Below are 22,819 nucleotides of genomic sequence, written 5' to 3'. Positions count from 1 at the left end.
AGGGGTGAGCCGTACTGGCTACCTCGAACCCATTTTTTACTGAGCTGGCGCAGATGCTACTGCGCCAGCTCAGCCATATCAGGCAGCGTCATCTCGCCGTGCGGGAGCCTGCCGACCATGGTGCCACCCGGCGCCATTGCAGCATTATCAGAGGAGAACAGAATGAGCCAGCAGTTTAACGTAGCGGTATTGGGTGCCAGCGGCGCCGTGGGTCAGGCGATGATCGAGATCCTGGAAGAGCGCGAATTTCCGGTAGCGACCCTCTATCCGCTGGCTTCCAGCCGCAGCGCCGGTGATACCGTGCGCTTTGGCGGCAAGAACCTCGAGATCCTCGATGTGGAGGAGTTTGACTGGAGCCAGGTGCAGATCGCACTCTTCTCCGCCGGTGCCGAGGTATCTGCCAAGTGGGCGCCGATTGCTGCCGAGCACGGTTGTATCGTCATCGACAACACCTCCTGCTTCCGTTACGACGAAGATATCCCGCTGGTGATCCCGGAAGTGAACCCGGATGCGCTGGCCGATTTTCGCAATCGCAACATCATCGCCAATCCCAACTGCTCCACCATCCAGATGCTGGTGGCCCTGAAGCCGCTGCACGACGAAGTGGGCATTGCCCGCATCAATGTGGCCACCTATCAATCCGTGTCAGGCTCCGGCAAAGAGGGGGTCAGCGAGCTGGCGGGTCAGACCGCTCATCTGCTCAACGGTCGTCCGGTGGAACCGACCCTCTATCCGCAACAGATCGCCTTTAACCTGATCCCGCAGATCGACAGCTTCACCGACAACGGCTACACCCGTGAAGAGATGAAGATGGTGTGGGAAACCCAGAAGATCCTGGGGGATGCCAGCATAGCCGTGAACCCGACTTGCGTGCGGGTGCCGGTTTTCTACGGTCACGCCGAGGCGGTACACGTCGAACTGCACCAGCCGCTCGATGCCGAACAGGTCAAGGATCTGCTGCGCAGTGCGCCGGGCGTGACCCTGTTTGATGACGAAGGGGATTATCCGACTCCGGTGCGCGACGCAACCGGCAAGGATGAGGTGCTGGTGGGGCGGGTGCGCCAGGATATTTCTCATCCGAGTGGTATCAATATGTGGATCGTGGCCGATAACGTTCGTAAGGGCGCGGCAACCAACAGTGTACAGATTGCCGAGCTGCTGGTTCGCGACTATCTGTAAGGCTGGATATCTGCCACAGATGCGCAGCAGGGAGTGCTGCCCATCCGGACTGTGATAAATCGGGGGTGTGACCCATGCCGCACTCCGCTACATCAAGATTCTGTTGCGATATCAACTGATTAAGTTTTTTCCTACACTCAGAGTCAAGTCGGGTGCTAAATGTGTCGGACTACTGGCTTGCGACGCGAGCCTGATTTATATTGAACCGACTGTTTTGGGGTAACTATCCAGATTTTTCAATGTGATAGGGCCGTCATACGAAGGAACGAATATGGGACATTCCCGCATAACATTGGCAACGCTACTCGCATTGGGTCTGCTGGGCTCCGTCCAGGCTGAAGACGCTGCGCGGGAGCCTTTTTTTGTCGAGCTAAAAGGCCCTGACGAGCCCGCACCTCCAGCCGTCAATTCCCAGCCGCTGGCGCAACCGGTCGCCAGACCCGTGGCGCAACCGGTACGTGCAACCGCCCAGCCGGTGGTACGTCAGGTCACGGCCAATGCCGGTAGTTATGGCCCTGTTCGTCCAACCGATACTCTCTGGAGTCTGGCGAGCAAATACCGTCCCTCCAGTAGTGTCAGCGTCTACCAGACCATGGTGGCGATCTACGAGAAAAACCCCCGCAGTTTTGCCGATGGCAATATCAACCACATTCTGGTGGGGTCACGCATCCTGCTGCCGACCGTGGCCGAGGCGAGCGTCATCACCGATGCCCAGGCTCGTGCTAAGTTCCGCAGCGACAACGCCAGCTGGAAGGGGTTAAGCCCCAAGTATCTCGCCGAGAAGCAGGCCCATGGCGCCAAACCGGCGGCCAAGCCCGTGAAGGTTGAGACTGCCAAAGCCGAACCGGTGAAAACCGCGCAAGCTCCCTTGCCTGCGGCAAAAGCGGCACCCATTCCTGCTCCTGTCGTAGCACCGCAACCGTCTGCTGAAACCAAAGATGTTGTCAAGGCGAGCGAGCCTGCGCCAAAAGAGGCGGTGGCCCCAGTCCCGGCGACGAGCGCCGCAGCAAGCACCACACCGGCGCCTCTGCCTTCCGATCTGGAAAAACCGGTGGGCAAACCGGCCACCGAGATGGCGCTGGCGCTGGAAGATGCCAATGCCCAGCTCGGTCAGGTGACCGAGATGAACCACAGGCTCAAACTGCGCTTGCAATCTCTCACCGAAGAGGTCGAGACCCTCAAGGCCCAGTTGCAGGATCAGACCGCGCTGCAAAAAGAGCTCGCCGAGCTGAAGGCCAGACCTGTCCCCCCCGTGGTGGCAGAGCCTGAACCCAAGCAGCACTGGCTGATGGAGCTGCTCTCCTCACCGCTCAACCTTGCCATGATCATCCTGCTGCCGGTGCTGCTGGTATTGGCGCTGGTGACTCTGTGGCTGCGGGCCCGTGCCCGTCGCGAGCTGGAGGAGCAGGAGAAGAGCCTCTCCGAGTCCACCGCCATGATGATGGATCAGGAGCAGAGCGAGTTTGACGATCTGCTGAGTGTCGATGTGACCGACAACGAGCCGGTACGCCCGGTGCCGGATCTCAATACCCCTGATGGCTTTATGCCGGTCGAGCCAGATGAATCGGCTAAAAAGCCGGATGTTGATCTGGTTTTCAGCGACGATGGCGAGATCGATCTGCAAGGTTTCGAGCCGGAGCGAATGGCTGCCCAGTCAGCCAGTCGTGACCCGGATCTGGTGCCGGATCTCGATCTCTCGCTGGATGAGCCTGTCGCGTTGGCCAATGAACCCGACATGGATCTGGCCAGCGAGTTCAATCCCAAGTCCAGGGATGCTGATGAGCTCATGAGCGAAGAGGAGCTGCAGGCAGCCCTGTTTGCCGAACTGGATGCGGATCTTTCGGCTGATCTGGAACCGGAGTTGAGTGCAAGCAGCAAGAGTACGGCTGCTGATGATCTGGCCAGTTTTGATCTGGGTGATTTTGAAAATGAGCTGGATAAACCGGCTGCGGGCGAGGGCAATAATGCCATCGACTTGAGCGTGGATGGTTCGGCTGATGATATGTTGGCCGAGTTGGGGCTTGAGCCAACCAAAGGCAAGGAGACCGAGCTCGATCTTGAGTGGGATCCCAACGAACTGGCGCTCTCCGATTTCGAGGATGCCTTTACCGAAGTGGAGTCTCATCCGGCAGAATTGCAGCCGAGGGAACAGGCCCAGGCAAGCGGTTACGTCGAGATCGACAAGCTGCTGGCCGAAGCAGATGCCACCGCGCCAGAGCAGGAGCCTTATCAGGGCTTCTCGCTGGATGTGGGGCTCGATGGCTTCCCCGAGGTGTTGCCTGAATCCACCGGCTTTGATGTGGATGCCGATGACGGCGGTGTGGGGGCCAAGCTGGATCTGGCCCGCGCTTACCTCGAGATCGACGACAAGGATAGCGCCCGCGAGCTGCTGCAAGAAGCGGCAGAGCAGGGCACTGAGCATCAGCGTGCCGAGGCAGAAAAACTGCTCAAGCGGTTGGGGTAAAATTGTCCCTGTCGCGGGATCAGCAAGAAGGGGGCAGCCATTGGCTGCCCCCTTCTTCATGGCAATTTGCACAGGGTGAATTCTCCGCCCATGCAAGCCAATCAGGCGGTTTGTGGGACTTTTCGAGTTGAGCGCGTATAATCCGCCCCGTTTCTTTCACTGCGTTTCACAACAAGACAAGTTTATCCATGCGAATTGCCCTAGGTATTGAATATGACGGCAGCCGGTATTTCGGTTGGCAGCGTCAGCGTGAAGTGATCAGCGTGCAGGAGGAGTTGGAGAAGGCCATCAGCCGGATCGCCAACCACCCTGTCTCCATCCAGTGTGCCGGGCGCACCGATGCCGGCGTCCATGCGACCGGCCAGGTGATCCACTTCGATACCGAGGCGAACCGTGCCGAAGGGGCCTGGACCCTGGGTCTCAACTCCAACCTGCCGCCGGATATCGCCGTGCGCTGGGTCAAGGAGGTGGACGAAACGTTCCACGCCCGCTTCAGCGCCACCGCCCGTCGCTACCGCTACGTCATCTACAACCACAACTTCCGTCCGGCGATCCTCGGCAGTGGCGTCAGTCACTACCACGAGACCATCGATGCCGAGTTGATGCACCAGGCGGGCCAGAGCCTGCTGGGGGAGCACGACTTCAGCACCTTCCGTGCCGTTGCCTGCCAATCCAACACCCCGTGGCGCAATGTGACCCATCTGTGCGTCAGTCGTCAGGGGCCCTACATCGTGCTCGACATCAAGGCCAACGCCTTCCTGCACCACATGGTGCGCAATATCACCGGCTCCCTGCTGCTGGTGGGCCAGGGGCTCAAACCGGTGGAGTGGATTGCCGAGGTGCTGGCGGCCAAGGATCGCAATCTGGCCGGGCCGACCGCCAAGGCCGGTGGCCTCTATCTGGTCGACGTGGATTACCCGGCCGAGTTTGCTCTGCCGCAGTTGCCGCTCGGCCCGCTGTGGCTGCCGGACTCGGCACCGGGTACGACCAGTTTTTAGTAACTGCGCCCGAAAAATTGTGGTTTAATGACCCGTCATTTGTTGCCATCGAGCTATTAAGTCATTGAACAATCTAGGCTCGATGCGTTTTGTCAGGCACAAAAGCATTAAGGAATTCCATGAGCTGGCTTGAGAAGATTCTTCCCAAGAGCAAGATCACTGCACCCCGTCGTCACAACATTCCGGAAGGGGTGTGGACCAAGTGCAGTGCTTGTGAACAGGTGCTCTACCGGGCAGAGTTGGAGCGCAACCTCGAAGTGTGCCCCAAGTGTGATCATCATATGCGCATCAGCGCTCGCGCCCGTCTCGAGAGTTTCCTCGACGAGCAGGGTCGTACCGAGATCGGTGCCGAGCTGGAGCCGCAGGATGTACTGAAATTCAAGGATTCCAAGCGCTACAAGGATCGTTTGTCTGCCGCCCAGAAAGCGACAGGAGAAAAAGATGCGCTGGTGGTCATGAAAGGGACCCTCAAAGGGGTGCCGGTTGTCGCCTGTTCCTTTGAGTTCTCCTTTATTGGTGGCTCCATGTCCTCCGTGGTCGGTGCCCGCTTCGTGCGCGCCGTCGAGGAGTGCATCAAGGAGGGCCGCGGTCTGGTCTGTTTCTCCACTTCTGGTGGTGCCCGCATGCAGGAGGCCCTCTTCTCCCTGATGCAGATGGCCAAGACCAGCGCGGCGCTAGACCGACTCTCCAAGGCTGGCCTGCCCTTTATCTCTGTGCTGACCGACCCCACCATGGGGGGCGTTTCCGCCAGTCTGGCGATGCTGGGTGACATCAACGTGGGCGAGCCCAAGGCGCTGATCGGTTTTGCCGGCCCGCGCGTTATCGAGCAGACCGTACGCGAGAAACTGCCGGAAGGCTTCCAGCGCTCCGAATTCCTGCTGGAGAAGGGGGCCATCGACCTGATTATCGATCGTCGCGACATGCGTAACCGTCTGGCCAGCCTGCTCGCCAAAATGCTGAATACTCACGTCATCGAAGAGTGAAGATGAGTTCAAACATGCAACAATCCCAAAGCCGGTCGCTTGTCGACTGGCTTTCTTATTTGGAGCAGATCCATCCGGTCAATATCGACATGGGTCTGGATCGGGTCGGTGCCGTTGCCCGGCGTATGGGGCTGACCCAACTGCCGTTCAAGGTGGTCACGGTGGCGGGCACCAACGGCAAGGGCTCCAGCTGTGCCATGGCGGCCAGCATTCTGATGGCCGCAGGCTATAAGGTCGGCGTTTACTCCTCGCCCCATCTGCTGCGCTTTACCGAGCGGGTGCGGATCAACGGGGCCGAACTGGCCGACAGCGATCACTGCGCCGCTTTTGCCGAGGTGGAAGCGGCTCGCGGCGAGATTGCCCTCACTTTCTTCGAGTTCGCGACACTGGCTGGGCTGTGGCTGTTTCGCCGCGCCGCGCCCGATGTGCTGCTGCTGGAGGTGGGGCTGGGTGGTCGGCTCGACGCCACCAATGTGGTGGAGTCCGATGTGGCGATGATCACCTCCATTGCCCTCGATCACTGCGACTGGCTGGGTGATACCCGTGAAGCCGTGGCGGTGGAGAAGGCTGGGGTCTATCGCGCCGGCAAACCCGCCATCAGCGGTGAGCCCAATCCACCTGCGACTATCGCGAGCGAAGCACAGCGTCTTGGCGCCAACCTGCGTCAGGTCGGTCTCGATTTTCGTGGCGATGAGCACGAGAGCGGTTGGGATTATCACGGCCTCAACCAGTGGCGGGATCTGCCAAAACCGGCGCTGCCGCTGATGAACGCGGTGACCGTGCTGGCGGCGCTGGAATCCCTCGGCTTGCCGCTGCCGGAGTCCGCCATTCGTGACGGGCTTGCCAATGCCCGGCTGGCTGGCCGGATGCAGCAGTTGCAAAGTGCGCCGCTGGTGATCGTCGATGTGGCCCATAACCCCCATTCGGCAGCCTATCTGGCCGCGCAATTGCGCAAGATGCCCTGCACGGGTGTGCGCCGTGCCGTGGTCGGCATGCTCAAAGACAAGGACATGACGGGGTCACTTGCTGAGCTCGACGGTCTGATCGGCGAGTGGTATCTGGCCAGCCTCACCGGCCCGCGCGCCGCCACCGCTGCGCAACTGGCTGCGGCGTTGGGAGAGGGCAAGGGGCCTGCCAGGGAGTTTGATAATGTCAGCGCCGCTTATCAGGCAGCGTTGGCCGCATCGAGTCCGGACGATATGGTCATTGTGTTTGGTTCGTTTTACACTGTCGCCGACATTCTGGCGGGTGTCGCCGTCTAGGCCACACCCCGGCTCCCCAGCCCTTTGGCGGGGAGCCAAATCGCATATTGAGTTACGTAAAGGTAGGATTCAACTTGGCCTCGAAGTTTCAAAACCGTCTGGTGGGCACCGTCATCCTGGTGGCCCTGGTTGTTATTTTCCTGCCGGACTTGCTGGATGGTCACAAGCTGGCACAAAAGGAGGAGGCCTTTGCCAAGATCCCGCTGCGCCCCGAGCTGGAGCCTGCCAAGCCTGCGCTGCAGGTCTCGGCAGCCAGCAGCCTGCCCGCCGATCATCTGGCCAGCCAGCAACAGGCCTCTGCGGCCCAGCAGTGGCAAGTGGAAGAGGTGGCTGACCCCATGACCCTCGCCGGTCAGGGCAACGGCGCGCAGCTGGCGACACCCCCTGCCGCACCGGTCCAGTCGCAACAGAATGCCCAACCCAAGCCACAGCCCAAGCCAGAAGTGGTGGCCAAAAAACCGGTCGAACCGCCCAAGCCAGCACCCAAGCCGACGCCAGTCAAACCGGTTGAAGTGGCCAAGGCACCTGCGCCAGCCAAACCACAGGCGGGTCAGATCAAGTCCCTCGATGATCTGATTGAAAGCAAGATGAATCAGTCGACCACACCTGCACCCGCGGCCGCGCAGGGTAGCTGGATCCTCCAGCTTGGTGCCTTCAAGAACGTCGACAGCGTCAACGCGCTGGTGAGCAAGCTGCGGGCGGCGGGCTACTCTGCCCACACCTCGCCGCGCACACCGGTGCAGGGTCAGCTCAACCGTGTCTTTATCGGGCCGGATGTCTCCAAGGCCAAACTGCAGGGGATGCAGGGACGGATCTCCCAGATGACCGGCCTCAGTGGCTCGGTGGTCTCCTACAACCCGTAATGGCGTTGCCGTTTGCAATGGCCCTCTGAAACAAACACCGCGCCCCGTGCGCGGTGTTTTTTATCTGACCGTCGTGATTTTTAATGACGGCGTCGTACAGGCCACCACCCGGTTGGGATTTGCTGTCAGTTGGGGTAGTCTGGGGCCTTCTGCTACTCACAGGAGTTCAAGATGATCCTCTCGACGACCCCCACGCTGGAAGGCAAAACCATTCGTGAATACCGCGGCATCGTGGTTGGCGAAGCCATTCTCGGCGCCAACATTTTCAAGGATCTCTTTGCCGGGATCCGCGACATCATCGGCGGCCGCTCCGGCGCCTATGAAAAAGAGCTGGCCCGTGCCCGCGACATCGCTTTCGATGAGCTGAAAGAGCGCGCTGCCGCCCTTGGCGCCAATGCGGTGGTCGGTATCGATATCGACTACGAAGTGGTGGGGCAAAACGGCAGCATGCTGATGGTCAGCATCAGTGGTACTGCCGTGCTGGTGTGATGCGCCACGCAAGGGTTGCCGACAACTGCCGTCGCAGGCAGGGTCACGGATAAAGTGGATAACTGCTGGCTGCCCAAGGGCCGACAACCCGGTTGTCGGCCCTTCTCGTTTATTGATCAATTTCTGTCGTTGCCATACCAGTCGAGCTGGTCGGCCAGAGTGACCACCGAGCCGATGATGATGAGGCTCGGGCTCTTCACCTGACGGGCCAGTTCGGCCAACTGCTGCAGCTCGCCGCGCACCACCCGCTGACTGAGCTGGGTGCCTTGCTCCACCAGCGCCACCGGGGTATGACCGGGCATGCCGTGGGTTTGCAGCTCATCCTGAATGCGGGCGGCGTGGGCCAGCCCCATGTAGAAGACCAGAGTCTGGCGGCGGGCCGCCAGCGCCGACCACTCCTGGGCGATATTGCCCTCCTTGTCGTGGCCGGTGATGAACTGCACCCGCTGGGCATGATCGCGGTGGGTGAGGGGAATGCCGCTGTAGGCGGCGCAGCCCGACGCAGCCGTAATGCCCGGTACTACCGAGAAGGGGATGCCCGCCTCGGCCAGGGTTTCCAGCTCCTCGCCACCCCGGCCAAAGATAAAGGGATCGCCCCCCTTGAGCCGCACCACCTGTTTGCCGAGGCGGGCCTGCTCCAGCAATAGCTGGTTGATCGCCTGCTGGGGCACACAGTGGCGGCCCGCCTCCTTGCCAACAAAGATCCGCTCGGCATCCCGGCGCACAAGTGCCAGCACCTCCTGCGACACCAGCCGGTCATAGACCACTACATCCGCCTGCTGCAACTGCTGCAGACCGCTTAGGGTAAGCAGTCCCGCATCGCCAGGGCCGGCGCCCACCAGGGTTACGCTTCCCTTGCTCTGCAGTGGCTCATTCAATAGCTCTGCGACGCTCTGCTCGGCAGCCTGCTGTTGGCCGCGGGCCAGTTGGCGGGCGAGGCGATCGTGGCTAAAGAGTCGCTCCCAGAAGCGGCGGCGGGCCAGCTTGTCCGGAATGAGTTTGACTCGCTCGCGCAGCTTGCCCGCCAGCGCCGCGAGCTGGCCGAGGTGTTGCGGCAGCATGGCTTCGAGTTTTTCCCGCAGCTGGCGGCTCAGTACCGGTGCCGCGCCTGCGCTGGAGATGGCCACCATCAGCGGCGAGCGGTCGATGATGGCGGGCATGATGGCGCTGCAGTGGGCTGGGGAGTCCACCACATTGCAGAAGATCTGGCGCAGGTTCGCCTCATGAAAGACCTGCTGGTTGACCTCTTGCTGATTGGTGGCGGCGATCACCAGCCACTTGCCATCGAGCAGTTCGGGATGAAAGCTGGCGGCGCAGACGGTCAGGCGACCCTGCTCGGCCCAGCTCATCAGCTGGGGTTCCAGATGGGGGGCATTGATGGTGATCTTCGCCTTGGCATCGAGCAGCAGGCGCGCCTTGCGCACCGCCACCTCACCGCCGCCGACGATCAGGACCGGCTTGTTTTGCAACTGACAGAAGAGAGGGAGAAAGTCCATAACAGGCTCCGGATGCTGGCCCGCTCGCAATGCCGCGCCGGGCGAGATAGCAGGGCGCGCCGTGACGCACCCCGGATGGTCGGGGGAAAGATCCCCCGACGGGAATAAAAAAGGGGAAGGGTGATCTACGCCCGGGCCAACGACAGATCCCCACCGGTGTCGGCCACTTGATCACGCTTCCCCAAACGAGGTTTTTCCTATTGCACCGCTTTGACGTGCATGTTGGCGACGTACTGATCTTCGGCCCAGAAGATGCGGTCAGCGACCATGGCTTCCGGGTTGAGGGTGACGCCGCGCAGCACCCGCTCCTTGAACTTGTGATAACCGGCCCGATCGATAAGGTGACCCATGTGCAGGTAGATGGGTTTGCCATCCAGCATCTCGGCCTCGAACTCGAACAGGTTCTTGATCACCGCATGCAGCACCTCTTCGGTCACCCAGTTGAGGAACAGCTTGCCGGTACGGGGAGTCTTCTTGCTGGTGCGTCCCCCCAGCTTGACCATGTAGAGCTGCTTGGGATCCCGCTGCCAGGCCATGGTCGGGCAGGCCAGCACGCACTCGCCACAGCCGATGCACTTGCTCTCCTCCTTGACCGCCTTGCCATGCTTGATGGCGAGGCAATCGACGGCGTGGTGGCTGCACGCCTTGACGCAGGCGCCGCAGCCGATGCAGCGCTCGGCATTGAAGTGGATTTTGGCGATGCCGAGGATGCCGAAGTCGGCCATGTTGGCCTTGGCGCAGTCGTTGGGGCAGCCGGCGATCACCATCTTGAGGTGATAGGGGTTGGGGTAGAGGTGCTTCTCCATCCGCTGAGCCAGCCCGGTGCAGTCGATATTGCCCTTCTGGCAGATGGTGTTGCCCTGACAGGCGACGATGTTGCGCCCGCCGATGCTCTGGTAACCGGCGCGGGTGTCCTCTACCTCGATGCCGCAGGTCTCCACCTCAATCTCCCTGATAAAGGGCTCGAGGGCGGCGTTGACCTTGTCCATGTCCTGATACTTGATGCCGGGCATCGCCAGCTTCTGGCGGGTGGTGAGGTGGATCAGGCCGTTGCCGTACTGTTCGGCGATCTGCTGGGCCACCGCCAGCAGGTGGGCGGGCATGATCCCGCCGGGAATGCGTACGCTGATCATCGCTTCGCCGCGCACCTTGGAGAGGCGGTATTCGTTCTTGGCGCGGGCCTTGATGATGTCGATATCGAGACTCATGGTGTTCTCCCTCAGTCGATCAGATGCTGGGCCTGGTCAAAACGAAAGACCGGTCCATCCACGCAGATATAGGTGTCGCCCATCCGGCAGTGGCCGCATTTGCCCACGGCGCAGGCCATGCGGCGTTCGTAGTCGACCCAGATGCGATCCTTGGGGATGCCCCGTTCGAGGAAGGCGAGCACCACGAAGCGGATCATGATGGGGGGGCCGACCACGATCACCTGGATATCCTCCTTGTCAGCGAGATCCAGCTGGTCGATGTAGTCGGTGACCCGGCCAATGCGAAACTGCTCGCTCTCCTTGCCCTCGTCCAGGGTGACGATGAGGTTCTGCTGCTCGGCCCAGAGCGGCATCTCGTGGCGATAGAGCACCGCCTGCTCGTTCTTGAAGCCGAGGATCATGTCGAGGGATTTCACCTCTTCCGGATGTTTGCTGAAGCGGCGCAGCAGCCCCTTGACCGGGGCGACGCCGGTACCGCCCGCCACCACGATGAGGTGCTGGTTGCGGTAGGTCTCCAGCGGATAGCCGTTGCCGTGGACGCCGCGCATCCACACCTTGTCGCCCACATCGAGGGCAAACAGCGCATCGGTTACCTTGCCGACCTTGCGGATCAACAGATCCACATAGCCATCGCCATAGTCGGAGACCGAAATGGGCGCCTCGCCAACGGTGGGCAGGGAGATCTCCACAAACTGGCCGTAGTGGACATCAAAGTCGCGGGAGACCCGAAAGTTCCACTCCAGCTCGGTGTGGCGCTCGATGGCCAGAATGGTGTAGGCCTTGGGCAGCAGGCGGTTTTCGACCACGTCCTGCTGCGGTTCTGCTGTTGCGGTTTGCTGGCACTGGCACATATCAGTTCGCCTCCTGCGCGTTGTCGGCTGCGATGGTCTGTTCGACCACATCGGCCATCTTGTTGATGATGTTGCTAAAGGAGATGTAGTGAGGGCAGCGATCGTCGCAGCGGCCGCAGCCGACGCACATGTGCTCCTCTCCCTGACGGGCCTTGTAGTCGTTGACCTTGTGCAGGGCGCGATAACGCAGGCGCTCGCCATGTTTGGCGCGAAAACCGTGGCCACCGGCCATGTCGCTGAAGCCATCCACCATACAGCTAGCCCATTGGCGACGGCGCTCACCCTGCTGGGGATTCTCCGCATAGGTGAGGTCGTGCACGCTATAGCAGCTGCAGGTCGGGCAGGAGGTGGTGCAGCGGCCACAGCCGATGCAGCGGCTGTCGTACTCGGCCCAGACCGGATGGGCGGTGAGGATCTGGCGGATCCGCTGGGGGTCGTCACAGACGCTGTCCGGGGTGCGTACCTTGACCGGGTTGCTCTGGACAAATTCCGGGGTGAAGTCATCGGATTCACCCAGTTCGGCAAAGTAGCCGAGCAGCTCGGGATCCTTCACCTCAATACGGGCACCCTCATCGCTCAGACGAATGGCGGCGGCGTAGTCCTGGGTCTCGTTGCTGCCCATGGAGACGCAGAAGCAGTTCTCGAAGCTCTCGCGGCACTCCAGCAGTACCAGCTTGAGCTTGCTGCGCAGTCTGGCGTAGTAGACGTCGCTGTTCTGGCCGTTTTTCAGGTAGACCTGATCCAGCCTGCGCAGAGCGTGGATATCACAGCTGCGCAAGAACAGCAGGGTGGGCTTGGCCTCCACCTTTGATTCGCGCAGCTCCAGATTGTCGAAGTGGAACAGGGTCTGGGTGATGGGGAGCACCACCTCTTTCGGGGAGAAGTGGGACTTCTCCTGCCACACCAGCTCGGCCGGATGGCGGATGCTGTGGTAGGTGACGTTGTCGGTGTCGGAGAAGCGGCCGCCCCGATATTCGGCCGCGGGCGCCATGATCCGGTAATCGGGCAGCAGCCGCTCGAACAGCTGCGCCAGCGCGGGATGGGTGAGAAGAAACGACATAAATAAACACCTTGTATGAGGGTGAGATGCCCTGGCATAGGGATGAGGAGCGGGCCGGTCAGGATGTCTGGCACCGGTTCTGGCCGCGCTTGCCTCGCCACGGTCTGTTTTTATGACTCATGTTGCTCAACTGACCCGATTGTTATTGTGTTGGCGGCGCGTGCGTCGCGGCAGGTCGGGTCATGCCTGTAAAACCCTTATCAATTGAGCAGGGCGGCCTGATAGCCTGCGCACTTGCCCATCACGTATCCCATCTCCAGCTTGTTGATATCGCGGGTAAAACGGGAAACGGGGAAGTAGTCAGCCGGGGCGATCACCTCGATCTGGCAGTCCTCCGGCGGATTGGCGATAAAATCGAGCGCCTCGTTGTAGCTGCGATCCCGCTGCTCCAGCGCCTGTGCCAGCGCGGGGCGGGTCTTGAGCAGGGTACGGATCATCCAGGGGAAAGGCATCGGCTTGAGCCGATAGCCAAGGGGCTCGGAGAGGATCACCGTCAGGTGACGGGCACCGCGGCGGTAGGCTTCGATCACCGGGATGGAGTCGGCCACCCCCCCATCTGTCATCGGTACCCCGTGTACCTCCGGGTATTCGTGGGAGGCGAGGGGAATGGCGCAGCTGGCGGGCAGCACCTCGTTCATGTTCTCCGGCTTTACCCGGATGTACTCCGCCTTGCCGGTCAGGGTATTGGTCACCACCGCATAGAAGGGGATGCCGGTCTCCCGGTAGGCGTGAATGTCGAGGGGATACTTGCGACAGCTGGTGTTCCACAGCCAGTGGATATCCACCAGATTGCCCCCCTTGGCAAAGCGCAGGGGATCCATAAACTGCTGGCTGCACGCCAGTTTGGTCAGGATCTCGTGGCTGCGGCCATGCTGGCTGGCGAGATAAGCCAGCAAGTTGGTAGCTCCCGCCGAGACGCCGATGGCGAAGTCAAAGGGGCGATAGTCATGCTCGATAAACGCATCCAGCACGCCGCTGGCAAATATGCCGCGCATGGCACCGCCTTCTACAACCAATGCGCTGGGGGATGCGTTTTTGTTCATGACAGGCACCTCATTGATAAGTCAGAGAGAAAAAGTGGGAAAGAGAATGTCCGGGCTGTCAGGCCGACCATTCTGACAACCAACCGGGGTTGGCCATCGCAATGAGGTCATTCTAGGAAGGGGATGGTGTTTAGAATATCTGTTAATAATGAATCAAGTGTTTTGTATTTCTAAACGATGGTGATAAACCCGTTGTGATCAAAGGGATTGTGTAGGAGTCTCAACGACTCTGTGATGGCTGGATATTGGCAAGGATGAGTGTGTCATGACGTTATTGGTTCCCCCGCTGCTCCAACGTGGCGATACCATCGCTTTTTACTCCCCCTCCAGCGCGGCGACCGCCTGGGCACCCAACCGTTTTGCCCGCGCAAAAGCCTTTCTTGAGGGGCAGGGCTTTAGGCTCAAGGCGGGCAGCCTCACCGGCCAGCAGGATCACTGGCGCTCCGGCTCCATTGCCGCGCGGGCCGAGGAGCTCAACGCCCTTATTCGCGACCCAGAAGTACGCTGCATCATGTCGGTGATTGGTGGCAGCAACTCCAACTCCCTGCTCCCTTACCTCGATTTTGATGCGCTCAAGCGCGACCCCAAGATCATCGTCGGCTACTCCGATGTGACGGCGCTGCTGCTCGGCATCCATGCTCAAACTGGCCTGGTTACCTTTTATGGCCCGGCGCTGGTGGCCTCCTTTGGCGAGTTGCCGCCGCTGGTGGATGAGACGCTGGCCAGTTTTTTGCAGATTGCATTGGCCGATGAAGCTGGCGTCCCCTGCACGCTGCCTACGCCAGCGCAGTGGAGCGATGAACGGCTGGATTGGGAGAACCAAACCCGGGCCAAGCAGTGCCAGCCCAATCGGCTGATCTCGGTGGGCTCAGGCCGGGTTGAGGGACGGCTGATGGGCGGCAACCTCAACACCATGGCGGGGATCTGGGGCTCTCCCTATATGCCAGCCATCGAGTGCGGCGACATTTTGCTGCTCGAGGACAGCCTGAAATCTGCCGAGACGCTGGAGCGCTCCTTTGCCCACCTCAAGCTATGCGGGGTGTTTGATCGGATCGGCGCGCTTATCCTCGGCAAGCACGAGTTGTTCAACGATCAGGGTAGCGGCAAGCGCCCCCTCGATATCCTGCTGGAGGTGGTGGGGGAGCCGAGCTTCTCCATTCTGGCGGAGTTTGACTGCGCCCATACCCACCCCATGCTGACGCTGCCGCTGGGCATCGAGGTAGCGCTCGATCTCGACCGCCAGCAGCTCACCTTGCTGGATCCCTGGTGGGATGACTGTTGAGGCTATGTTGCCAAGGGAGATGAAGCACACATGCTATGTGCTGAAGAGGATTGATGAATGCTCGACACCGCCCATCAAGGGTAGTTTGCGGCAACAAGCGCGACTCGGGAGCGCGCTTGTTGCCATTGGCTGGATTACCAGCGGTAGGTTTTCAGCAAGGCCTCCAGTTTTTGACACTGCTCGACCAGCTGGATACTGGCGAGGTTGGCGGCATGGGCCTGACCCAGAGTGTCATTGGACGTATTGCGAATGTCGCTGACCGCGTGATCCACTTCGCTGCAGACCCTGTCCTGCTCTTCTGCTGATTGTGCCATCTGGGCGTTGAGGTCATTGATGCTGGCGATGCGTCCAATGATGTTTTGCATGGCCGCCAGGGTCGCCTCTGTCTTGCTGATGCTCTCACCGGCTTTGCTTTTTGCATCCCCGATCACCACAACGGCGCTTTGGGCCTCGTTTTGCAGGGCGGCGATCATCTGGGAGATCTCCTCGCTGGCGGCACGGCTACGGTTGGAGAGGGCCCGCACTTCATCGGCTACCACCGCAAAGCCACGGCCTTGCTCGCCGGCCCTGGCCGCTTCAATGGCGGCGTTGAGGGCCAGCAGGTTGGTCTGATCGGCAATCCCCTTGATCACCTCAAGCACACCGTCAACGGCGAGGCAGCGGCTATCGAGTTGCTGGATCACCTGATCCACCCGATCAATTTCTGCCGACATCTCGCCCATATCTATGATGGAGTGCTGGGCGAGGCGGCTGGTATTGGCGGCATCCTGATTGGTGAGGGCGGAGAGCTCGGCGCTCTTGCGGGCATGTTCGCGCACTTCGTGGGAGCTTGCCGCAAGCTCGCTTACAGCGGCGGCAACCTGAGTGGTCATCGACTCTTGCTGACGGGCCGAGTTTTCTGTCTGGGTCGCCACCTGACGGATCTGGCTCGACTCCTGATAGAGCTGATGGGTCGCCCCTTCTACTTCCTGCAGGCTGTGCCTGAAGCCCTGCACCATCTCATTGACGGCACGGGTCATCTGGCCCAGCTCATCCTGACTCTGGTTGAGCAGGGGGATAGCGAGGTTACGCTCTTTGGCCATCTGGAGCATGGTACGTTGCAGTTGCCGCAGCGGGTGTTTTACATAGCGTTGCAATACCCACCACAGCAGGCCGAAACCGAGGCTGAAGACAAGGGCCAGACTGCCGCTCAGGATCAGGTTGTTGTGGCGGATCTCGCCGAAGGTATGGCTGAGATCGTAACTGATCCGCACCGCTCCCATGACAGTGCCTTCAGGCACTTGATGGCAGGTGGTGCACTGGGTACCGCGATACTCCTTGTAGGCTTTGAACGGCTTGATCAGGGTGAGCTGGTTACCCTGTTGCTGCAGGATGGTTTCCCCCTGATTGATGGCGCGTTCGTCGAAGCTGTCCTGGGCTTTCTGGTCCGGGAAACCCGGGCCAAACAGGTTGCTGACGGCCGGGGCTCGAACCAGACGAGCCTCGACAATGCCCGCTTCACTCTTGAGTTTGGTCTGCACTATCTGCCGGTTGGCCATGCCACCTGTCATCATCAGCACGTTGACCTGATCCATATAGGTGTTGGCCATGCTCTCAACCTTCTCCTCTGCCAGCCGGATGGCGAGATCCCGTTGCAGCCAGGCAGAGAGCTCGAAGCTGAGGCCAAAGGTGGTGCTGATGACCAGCGCAAGAGGGAGAAAGATTTTCCAGTTCAGGGAGAGGTTATGCATAGTCGGGGCGTTCCATGCGTTGTTGTGTTTTATCTGTTCCAGCTTCATCTGAGCGTAGGCGAGGAGAGCAAGAATGATGGTTCTCTATCGGCACACCATAACCGCTCTTTAGTAAATAATCTGTTAAGCAGATCGGTAATGCTGGTTGCCAAAATGACTTCGACGAGCTGCACGGCTCTGCGGGTTGATCCAGAACAAAATGCCAGTAACGATAATCGTTATCATTGTCATTATTTACTAAATAGTGACCACCATGAATCTGACCCCTTCCATGACCGGTATCTCCTCGCCGGATCCCCTCAAGTTTGCCTTTAGCGCCAAGACCTCGGCCCACGCCAGTCGGGGAGGGATGCGCCCCTTCCCGCTGGATGAGGCTGGCTGGCAGAGCTGGTGGCAGCGAGAGAGTGAAGCTGAGGAGCGCGCCCTCTACATCCATATTCCGTTTTGCCGCAAGCGCTGCAGCTTCTGCAATTTCTTTGAAAATGGCGCCAACCCGGCGCGGATCAACCGCTATGTCAACGCTCTGTGCGCCTCCCTTGCGCAGGCGGCTGACACCCCGCTGGCGCAGAGCCTGCCATTTTCAGCCGTCTATGTGGGGGGCGGTACGCCGACCGACATGAGCGCCGACGAGCTGGCCATGCTGGCCGCCGTGATCCGCCGTTTTCCGTTGTCGGCCGATGCCGAGGTGACGCTGGAGGGGCGGCTCAACGGCTTTGATGATGAGAAATGGCAGGTGGCGCTGGCCGGGGGCTTCAACCGCTTCTCATTCGGGGTGCAGAGCTTTGATACCCGGGTGCGTCAGCAGGCGGCCCGTTTCGATGACAGGGAGACGCTGCTGACCCGTCTGGGTGAGCTGACCCGGGATGATGCGGCTGTGATCGTGGCGGATCTCATCTTTGGTCTGCCCGGTCAGGATGATGCCGTGTGGCAGCAGGATATCCGCGATGTGATGGCGAGCGGTGTACACGGGGTCGATCTCTATCAGCTCATCGCCATGCAGGGCACCAATCTGGAGCGGGCGCAGGAGAAGGGCACCCTGGATTGGCTCGCCGATGGCCAGCAGCGGGCGGCCATGTATGCCTATGGCGGGGCGCAACTGGAAGCCCACGGCTGGGAGCGTCTCTCTTGCAGTCACTGGCGGCGCAGTCCGGCCGAGCAGAGTCGTTATAACCAGATGGCCAAGCGCGGTGCGGAGATCCTCCCCTTTGGCGCCGGTGCGGGGGGCAGCATTCTTGGCCACGGCTTGATGTATGGACGGGATCTGGCCCCCTGGCACGACGCGCTGGCCAGTGGCAAGCGGGCGCCCGGGATGGTGATGGGGCGCAATCCCAATGCAAGGATGGACGGTCTGCTGCGCGGTGCCCTCGACAGTGGCGTGCTGGCGCTGGATCGTCTGCCGGTCTCCTTGCGTGCTCATCTGATGCCGCTCTTCTCGGCCTGGCAGCAGCATGGCTTGGCCGAGATAAGCCATGAGCGACTGCAACTCACCCTTGCCGGACGCTTCTGGAACGTCAATATGCAGGCTGGCTTGTTCGAGTTCCTGCAGCTCAATCCGCTCGATGGTTCAGCGCCGCCCAGCCATGGTACCGCCGCGGTGCGCCATTCGCTGGTCTGAGCCCGAGTGGAGCATTTGCACGGCTCCGTGTGATCCACAACGAAAGAGGGAGCCTTGCAGGCTCCCTCTTTTGGCTTGGCAGTTAGCGTCGCGCGAGCTTACTCGTCGCTGCTCTCCTGATAGCTGTCGCGCATTGCTTTGGGCAAGCGGCGCATTGGCGCAAAGCCGATATCCTCGCCCACCACTTCCCGCTTGCGGGACTTGTTTTGAGGAGACTGGGCGGGCTTCTTGGAGGCATCATCCTTGGCTTTGCCCTTGCCTGCGGCAGGTTTGCCTTTGGCATTGCTCTTGGCGTTGGCATGGCCGCGAGCCCGGGGCGGGTTCTGCACCGGCTTGCTGCCCGGCAGAGTCTGGCGACTCGGCTTGCCGCTTGGCTCATACCCTTCCAGGATCTCCACGGTCAGGGATTGGCCGATCAAGGCTTCGATAGCCTTGAGCTGACCCAGCTCGTCCTGGCTGACCAGCGAGATTGCCTCGCCGCCACGACCGGCGCGGCCGGTACGGCCGATACGGTGGATGTAATCCTCCGCCATCTGGGGCAGTTCGAAGTTGATCACGTAGGGCAGTTGATCGATATCCAGACCGCGGGCGGCGATATCGGTTGCCACCAATACCCGAACGTCGCCACTGCGAAAATCGGCCAGCGCCCGGTTGCGTGCTCCCTGGCTCTTGTCACCGTGGATCGCCACGGTATTGAGGCCATCTTTTTGCATCTGCTGGGCGAGGCGGTCGGCGATCTGCTTGGTGCGAACAAAGACCAGCACCCGCTGCCAGTTGCCACGGCCAATCATGTGGGAGAGCAGCTCGCGGCGGCGTTCCCGATCCACCTGAATGATGCGTTGGGTCACCTGCTCCGCGGCAGTATTGCTGGGGTCCACCTCGATCAGGGTGGGGTCGTTCAGCAGGTCATCGGCCAGCGCCTTGATGTCGTTTGAGAAGGTGGCAGAGAAGAGCAGGGTTTGCCGCTCTGCAGGCAGCGCCTTCATGATGCGGCGGATGTCGACGATAAAGCCCATGTCGAGCATGCGATCCGCTTCATCCAGTACCAACACTTCCAGTTGGCTCAGGGTCAGGGCGCCCTGGGTCAGCAGATCCAGCAGACGGCCCGGGGTGGCGACCAAAATGTCCACCCCCAGCTTGATGGCGTCCAGATTGGGCTTGATGCTGACACCGCCATAGGCGATCAGAGTCTTGAACGGCAGGTGGTGGGCATACTTTATGATGCTCTCGCCCACCTGTGCCGCCAGTTCGCGGGTCGGGGTGAGCACCAGGGCGCGCACCTGACGTCGGCCGCGGCCATGGTTGGCCAGCAGACGCTGCAACATCGGCAGGGTGAAACCGGCCGTTTTGCCTGTGCCTGTCTGTGCACCGCCGAGCACATCCTGACCAGCCAGAATAGCCGGAATGGCTTGCTGCTGGATGGGGGTTGGCTGTTCGTAACCCAGCTCCTTGACGGCCCGCAGGATGTGCGGGGACAGACCCAGTTCGTTGAATGACATGTTCGAGAGAAACTCCTGAGATGAGCCTTTGGCTCAACGGGTGGCCAGCGCGTTGGAGCCAGCCACGATATGGAAAAGATAGTGGGGCCGTAATATAGCAAAAGAGCGGCCGCTGCGCAGTAGCTGTTGTACCGGCCGCTCTTTTGTATCGCGAAAAGCAATCAGAGCAGGTCGCGGATGGGGGTGACCAGACTCTCCGGCTTGGTGGTGGGAGCAAAGCGGTCAACCACCTTGCCATCACGGTCGATCAGGAACTTGGTGAAGTTCCACTTGACGTTTTCGAGCCCCAGCAGCCCCGGTTTCTCTTTCTTGAGCCATTGATAGAGGGGGTGGGCCTGTTCACCGTTGACATCGCACTTGGCCATGATGGGGAAGCTGACCGGATAATCGAGAGAGCAGAAGCGAGCGATCTCGTCCGCATCCCCCGGCTCCTGATTGCCAAACTGGTTGCAGGGGAAGCCCAGGATCACCAACCCCTCTGGCCCCAGCTCGCGATAGAGGGCTTCCAGCCCCTCGTATTGAGGAGTAAAGCCACATCGGCTAGCCACATTGACCACCAGTACCACCTTGCCCGCCAGTTGAGTCAGCGGGTAGGGGCTTCCATCCAGTTGTTGCAAAATAAGGTCGGGCAGAGGCATAAGCAGATCCTTCTCGTGGTTATCCGTGGGGTGTCAGGTCGGTTGTGGCGATGAGCGCCGGCCTAACGACATGATGGTGATGTGGCTACGGTATCGGTTGGCTCTTTTAACGGCAAGGTGAGAGCAAGGATCCGTCCCCTTGATTGCAAGGGCCATCACAGTTTCGACAGCCAATACGCTCCTTGGCAGAGCGGGATCACAACTGTCGACAAAAACGCGGGGCGGCGGGCAGCAACTCGCGTATTGATGTTGGGACTTCTCAAGAGAAGCAAACCGGTTTGTGACTTTGCCGGTAAGTCGCTACAAAGCGCCCTCTTTCTACTCATTGTGAGCCAATCTTGGACTATCAAGCTGCCATGGATGCCATTTACACCCGGGGATGGGTGATAGTGGATGATTTTTTGACCGCCACCGAGGTGGATGCCCTCAAAGCCTGTTTGCCAAGCGAATGGCAACCGGCCGGGATCGGCCGTGACGCCCTGCACCAGGGCAATCCCGACATTCGCCGTGACCAGATCCACTGGCTGGAGCCCTCCCTCGGTGCGCCGGTGGCTGACTACCTCGCCCGGATGGAGTCCCTGCGTCTTGCCGCCAACCGGATGCTGATGCTGGGATTGTTCGACTACGAGGCCCACTTCGCCCGCTATCGCAGCGGGGATTTTTACGCCACCCATCGGGATGCCTTTGCCGGTCGCTCCAACCGCCGTCTTACCACCGTGTTTTACCTCAACAACGACTGGCTGCCCGAAGCGGGTGGAGTGCTGCGCATGTATGACGACAAGGAGCAGTTTCTGATGGATGTCAGCCCCAAGGGGGGGCGGCTGGTCATGTTTCTCTCCGAGGAGTTTCCCCACGAGGTACTGCCTGCCAATCGCGAGCGCTACAGTATTGCCGGCTGGTTTCGGGTCAATGGCAACGGCATGGGAAGGGTCGATCCCCCGCGCTGAGGGGCAATGTGTCCCGATTTTGACACAGGGGAGACTTTTCACTGCAAGAAGTGGGGTCATGGGTCTCCCATCAGCTGACAAGGGTTGATCTCCCTTGCTACACTGGCGCGCACTTATGTTCGTATCTGGCTTCGTCCGGTTTTTATGGTGGTTGGCTTATCAAATGGTCATGACGAGGCCGCTTTTCCCAAGGGATCACATCTAATGAAGAACATGCATGTCTTGCTGCTGTGCGGCGGCGGTGGCTCAGAGCACGAGGTTTCTCTGCGCAGCGCCAATTTCCTCGAGCAACAACTGGGCCTTCTGCCCGGTGTCGAAGTGACCCGCGTCGAGATGTTCGCCGATCGCTGGCTCAGTGCCGATGGCCGCGAGTGCAAGCTGGGGCTCGACAAGCTGCTTTCGTTTGACAGCGTGGCCCGTCCGGTGGATTACGTGGTGCCCTGCATCCACGGCTACCCGGGTGAGACCGGCGATCTGCAATCCTTCCTCGAGCTGGCCGGATTGCCTTATCTCGGTTGCGATGCCGAGGCGAGCAAGATCTGCTTCAACAAGATCAGCACCAAGCTGTGGCTCTCCGCTATCGGTATTCCCAACACCCCGTACCTGTTCCTGACCGAGCAAAATGAGGCGGCGCTCGCCGAGGCCAAAGCCGCGCTGGCCAAGTGGGGCAAGGTCTTTATCAAGGCCGCTTCCCAGGGCTCTTCCGTTGGCTGCTACTCCGCTAGCAACGAAGCGGATCTGGTAAAAGGTATTGCCGATGCCTTCGGTTACTCCGAACAGGTACTGATCGAGAAAGCGGTCAAGCCGCGCGAGCTGGAAGTAGCGGTTTACCAGTACGGTGACGAGCTGGTGGCGACTTATCCGGGCGAGATCTGCGTGCCGCAGGACAAGTTCTACACCTATGAAGAGAAGTACAGCAGCGCCAGCCATACCGAGACGGCACTGCGTGCCGAGGGGCTGACCGAGGCGCAGGCCGATGCGATCCACGAGTATGCCCTCAAGGCGTTCCGTCAGCTGAAACTGACCCATCTCTCGCGCATCGACTTCTTCCTGACCGAGGAGGGGGAGATCCTGCTGAATGAAATCAACACCTTCCCGGGCATGACCTCCATCTCCATGTTCCCGAAACTGCTGGAGCATCACGGTCACCGCTTCGCCGACTACCTTGAGCAGATCCTGCGCAAGGCCAGCTAAGTGCGCGCTCCCGCTCGC

General features: G+C 60.5%; 19 protein-coding genes. 11 read left to right on the top strand and 8 right to left on the bottom strand.

Annotated features, from left to right (window positions below):
* The first annotated feature begins 162 nt into the window (after positions 1-162).
* The 7 genes from G5137_RS01510 to G5137_RS01480 all read left to right on the top strand — a co-directional run bounded on the left by G5137_RS01510 (position 163) and on the right by G5137_RS01480 (position 8,238).
* Positions 163-1,179 carry an aspartate-semialdehyde dehydrogenase gene (locus G5137_RS01510; RefSeq protein WP_040066449.1) on the top strand — a complete coding sequence of 339 codons (1,017 nt, stop codon included), beginning with the start codon at positions 163-165 and terminating at the stop codon, positions 1,177-1,179.
* 271 nt (positions 1,180-1,450) lie between these two features.
* Complete coding sequence (locus tag G5137_RS01505) at positions 1,451-3,643, top strand: FimV/HubP family polar landmark protein (protein ID WP_421254809.1); 2,193 nt, start codon at positions 1,451-1,453, stop codon at positions 3,641-3,643.
* 188 nt (positions 3,644-3,831) lie between these two features.
* Positions 3,832-4,641: a tRNA pseudouridine(38-40) synthase TruA gene (gene truA, locus G5137_RS01500; RefSeq protein ID WP_421204755.1), complete on the top strand. Its 810-nt coding sequence runs from the start codon at positions 3,832-3,834 to the stop codon at positions 4,639-4,641.
* A 119-nt stretch (positions 4,642-4,760) separates the two neighbouring features.
* Positions 4,761-5,624, top strand: coding sequence for an acetyl-CoA carboxylase, carboxyltransferase subunit beta (accD, locus tag G5137_RS01495; protein WP_005344944.1), 864 nt, complete (start codon positions 4,761-4,763; stop codon positions 5,622-5,624).
* Positions 5,625-5,626: 2 nt separating this feature from the next.
* A complete protein-coding gene (gene folC, locus G5137_RS01490) occupies positions 5,627-6,886 on the top strand; it encodes a bifunctional tetrahydrofolate synthase/dihydrofolate synthase (protein WP_421254808.1) in 1,260 nt (419 codons plus the stop codon).
* A gap of 74 nt (positions 6,887-6,960) precedes the next feature.
* Entirely contained in the window at positions 6,961-7,749 is a 789-nt protein-coding gene (gene dedD / locus G5137_RS01485) for a cell division protein DedD (protein WP_421254807.1), read from the top strand.
* A 171-nt stretch (positions 7,750-7,920) separates the two neighbouring features.
* The gene (locus G5137_RS01480; protein ID WP_216953896.1) at positions 7,921-8,238 is read left to right on the top strand and encodes a heavy metal-binding domain-containing protein; all 318 of its coding nucleotides are present in this window, start codon (positions 7,921-7,923) and stop codon (positions 8,236-8,238) included.
* 116 nt (positions 8,239-8,354) lie between these two features.
* Here the strand turns inward: G5137_RS01480 and cysG are convergent, their stop codons facing one another.
* From cysG to G5137_RS01455, 5 genes are all read right to left on the bottom strand, one after another.
* Complete coding sequence (cysG, locus tag G5137_RS01475) at positions 8,355-9,734, bottom strand: siroheme synthase CysG (protein ID WP_421254806.1); 1,380 nt, start codon at positions 9,732-9,734, stop codon at positions 8,355-8,357.
* Positions 9,735-9,931: 197 nt separating this feature from the next.
* Positions 9,932-10,942 carry a sulfite reductase subunit C gene (asrC, locus tag G5137_RS01470; protein ID WP_421254805.1) on the bottom strand — a complete coding sequence of 337 codons (1,011 nt, stop codon included), beginning with the start codon at positions 10,940-10,942 and terminating at the stop codon, positions 9,932-9,934.
* Between the two features lie 11 nt (positions 10,943-10,953).
* Positions 10,954-11,793, bottom strand: a complete 840-nt coding sequence (gene asrB / locus G5137_RS01465; RefSeq protein WP_021229668.1) for an anaerobic sulfite reductase subunit AsrB — start codon at positions 11,791-11,793, stop codon at positions 10,954-10,956.
* Position 11,794: 1 nt separating this feature from the next.
* The gene (asrA, locus tag G5137_RS01460; protein ID WP_421254804.1) at positions 11,795-12,853 is read right to left on the bottom strand and encodes an anaerobic sulfite reductase subunit AsrA; all 1,059 of its coding nucleotides are present in this window, start codon (positions 12,851-12,853) and stop codon (positions 11,795-11,797) included.
* A 200-nt stretch (positions 12,854-13,053) separates the two neighbouring features.
* A complete protein-coding gene (locus G5137_RS01455; protein ID WP_005333746.1) occupies positions 13,054-13,896 on the bottom strand; it encodes a patatin-like phospholipase family protein in 843 nt (280 codons plus the stop codon).
* Between the two features lie 265 nt (positions 13,897-14,161).
* Between G5137_RS01455 and G5137_RS01450 the strand changes: the two genes are divergently transcribed.
* On the top strand, positions 14,162-15,178 hold the full coding sequence (locus tag G5137_RS01450) for a S66 family peptidase (RefSeq protein ID WP_421231470.1): 1,017 nt from the start codon (positions 14,162-14,164) through the stop codon (positions 15,176-15,178).
* A gap of 134 nt (positions 15,179-15,312) precedes the next feature.
* Here G5137_RS01450 and G5137_RS01445 read toward each other — a convergent pair whose 3' ends face one another.
* The gene (locus tag G5137_RS01445; protein WP_421254062.1) at positions 15,313-16,908 is read right to left on the bottom strand and encodes a methyl-accepting chemotaxis protein; all 1,596 of its coding nucleotides are present in this window, start codon (positions 16,906-16,908) and stop codon (positions 15,313-15,315) included.
* 253 nt (positions 16,909-17,161) lie between these two features.
* Here G5137_RS01445 and hutW point away from each other — a divergent pair, with 253 nt between their 5' ends.
* Positions 17,162-18,523: a heme anaerobic degradation radical SAM methyltransferase ChuW/HutW gene (gene hutW, locus G5137_RS01440; RefSeq protein WP_421221530.1), complete on the top strand. Its 1,362-nt coding sequence runs from the start codon at positions 17,162-17,164 to the stop codon at positions 18,521-18,523.
* Positions 18,524-18,621: 98 nt separating this feature from the next.
* Here hutW and G5137_RS01435 read toward each other — a convergent pair whose 3' ends face one another.
* Both G5137_RS01435 and G5137_RS01430 read right to left on the bottom strand, forming a co-directional pair.
* Positions 18,622-20,022 (bottom strand): DEAD/DEAH box helicase, encoded by a 1,401-nt coding sequence (locus G5137_RS01435; protein WP_266133891.1) that lies wholly within the window; start codon positions 20,020-20,022, stop codon positions 18,622-18,624.
* A gap of 161 nt (positions 20,023-20,183) precedes the next feature.
* Positions 20,184-20,660, bottom strand: a complete 477-nt coding sequence (locus G5137_RS01430) for a glutathione peroxidase (RefSeq protein ID WP_040066373.1) — start codon at positions 20,658-20,660, stop codon at positions 20,184-20,186.
* A gap of 338 nt (positions 20,661-20,998) precedes the next feature.
* Here G5137_RS01430 and G5137_RS01425 point away from each other — a divergent pair, with 338 nt between their 5' ends.
* Together G5137_RS01425 and G5137_RS01420 are read left to right on the top strand one after the other, a co-directional pair.
* Positions 20,999-21,607, top strand: coding sequence for a 2OG-Fe(II) oxygenase (locus tag G5137_RS01425; protein WP_040066372.1), 609 nt, complete (start codon positions 20,999-21,001; stop codon positions 21,605-21,607).
* Positions 21,608-21,811: 204 nt separating this feature from the next.
* Entirely contained in the window at positions 21,812-22,801 is a 990-nt protein-coding gene (locus G5137_RS01420; protein ID WP_040066371.1) for a D-alanine--D-alanine ligase, read from the top strand.
* Positions 22,802-22,819: the final 18 nt, after the last annotated feature.

Source organism: Aeromonas sp. 600282 (assembly GCF_049175755.1).
Classification (GTDB): domain Bacteria; phylum Pseudomonadota; class Gammaproteobacteria; order Enterobacterales; family Aeromonadaceae; genus Aeromonas; species Aeromonas veronii_A.
Note: the sequence above shows the minus strand (reverse complement) of the source record. Positions and strands in the feature narration are given on the sequence as shown.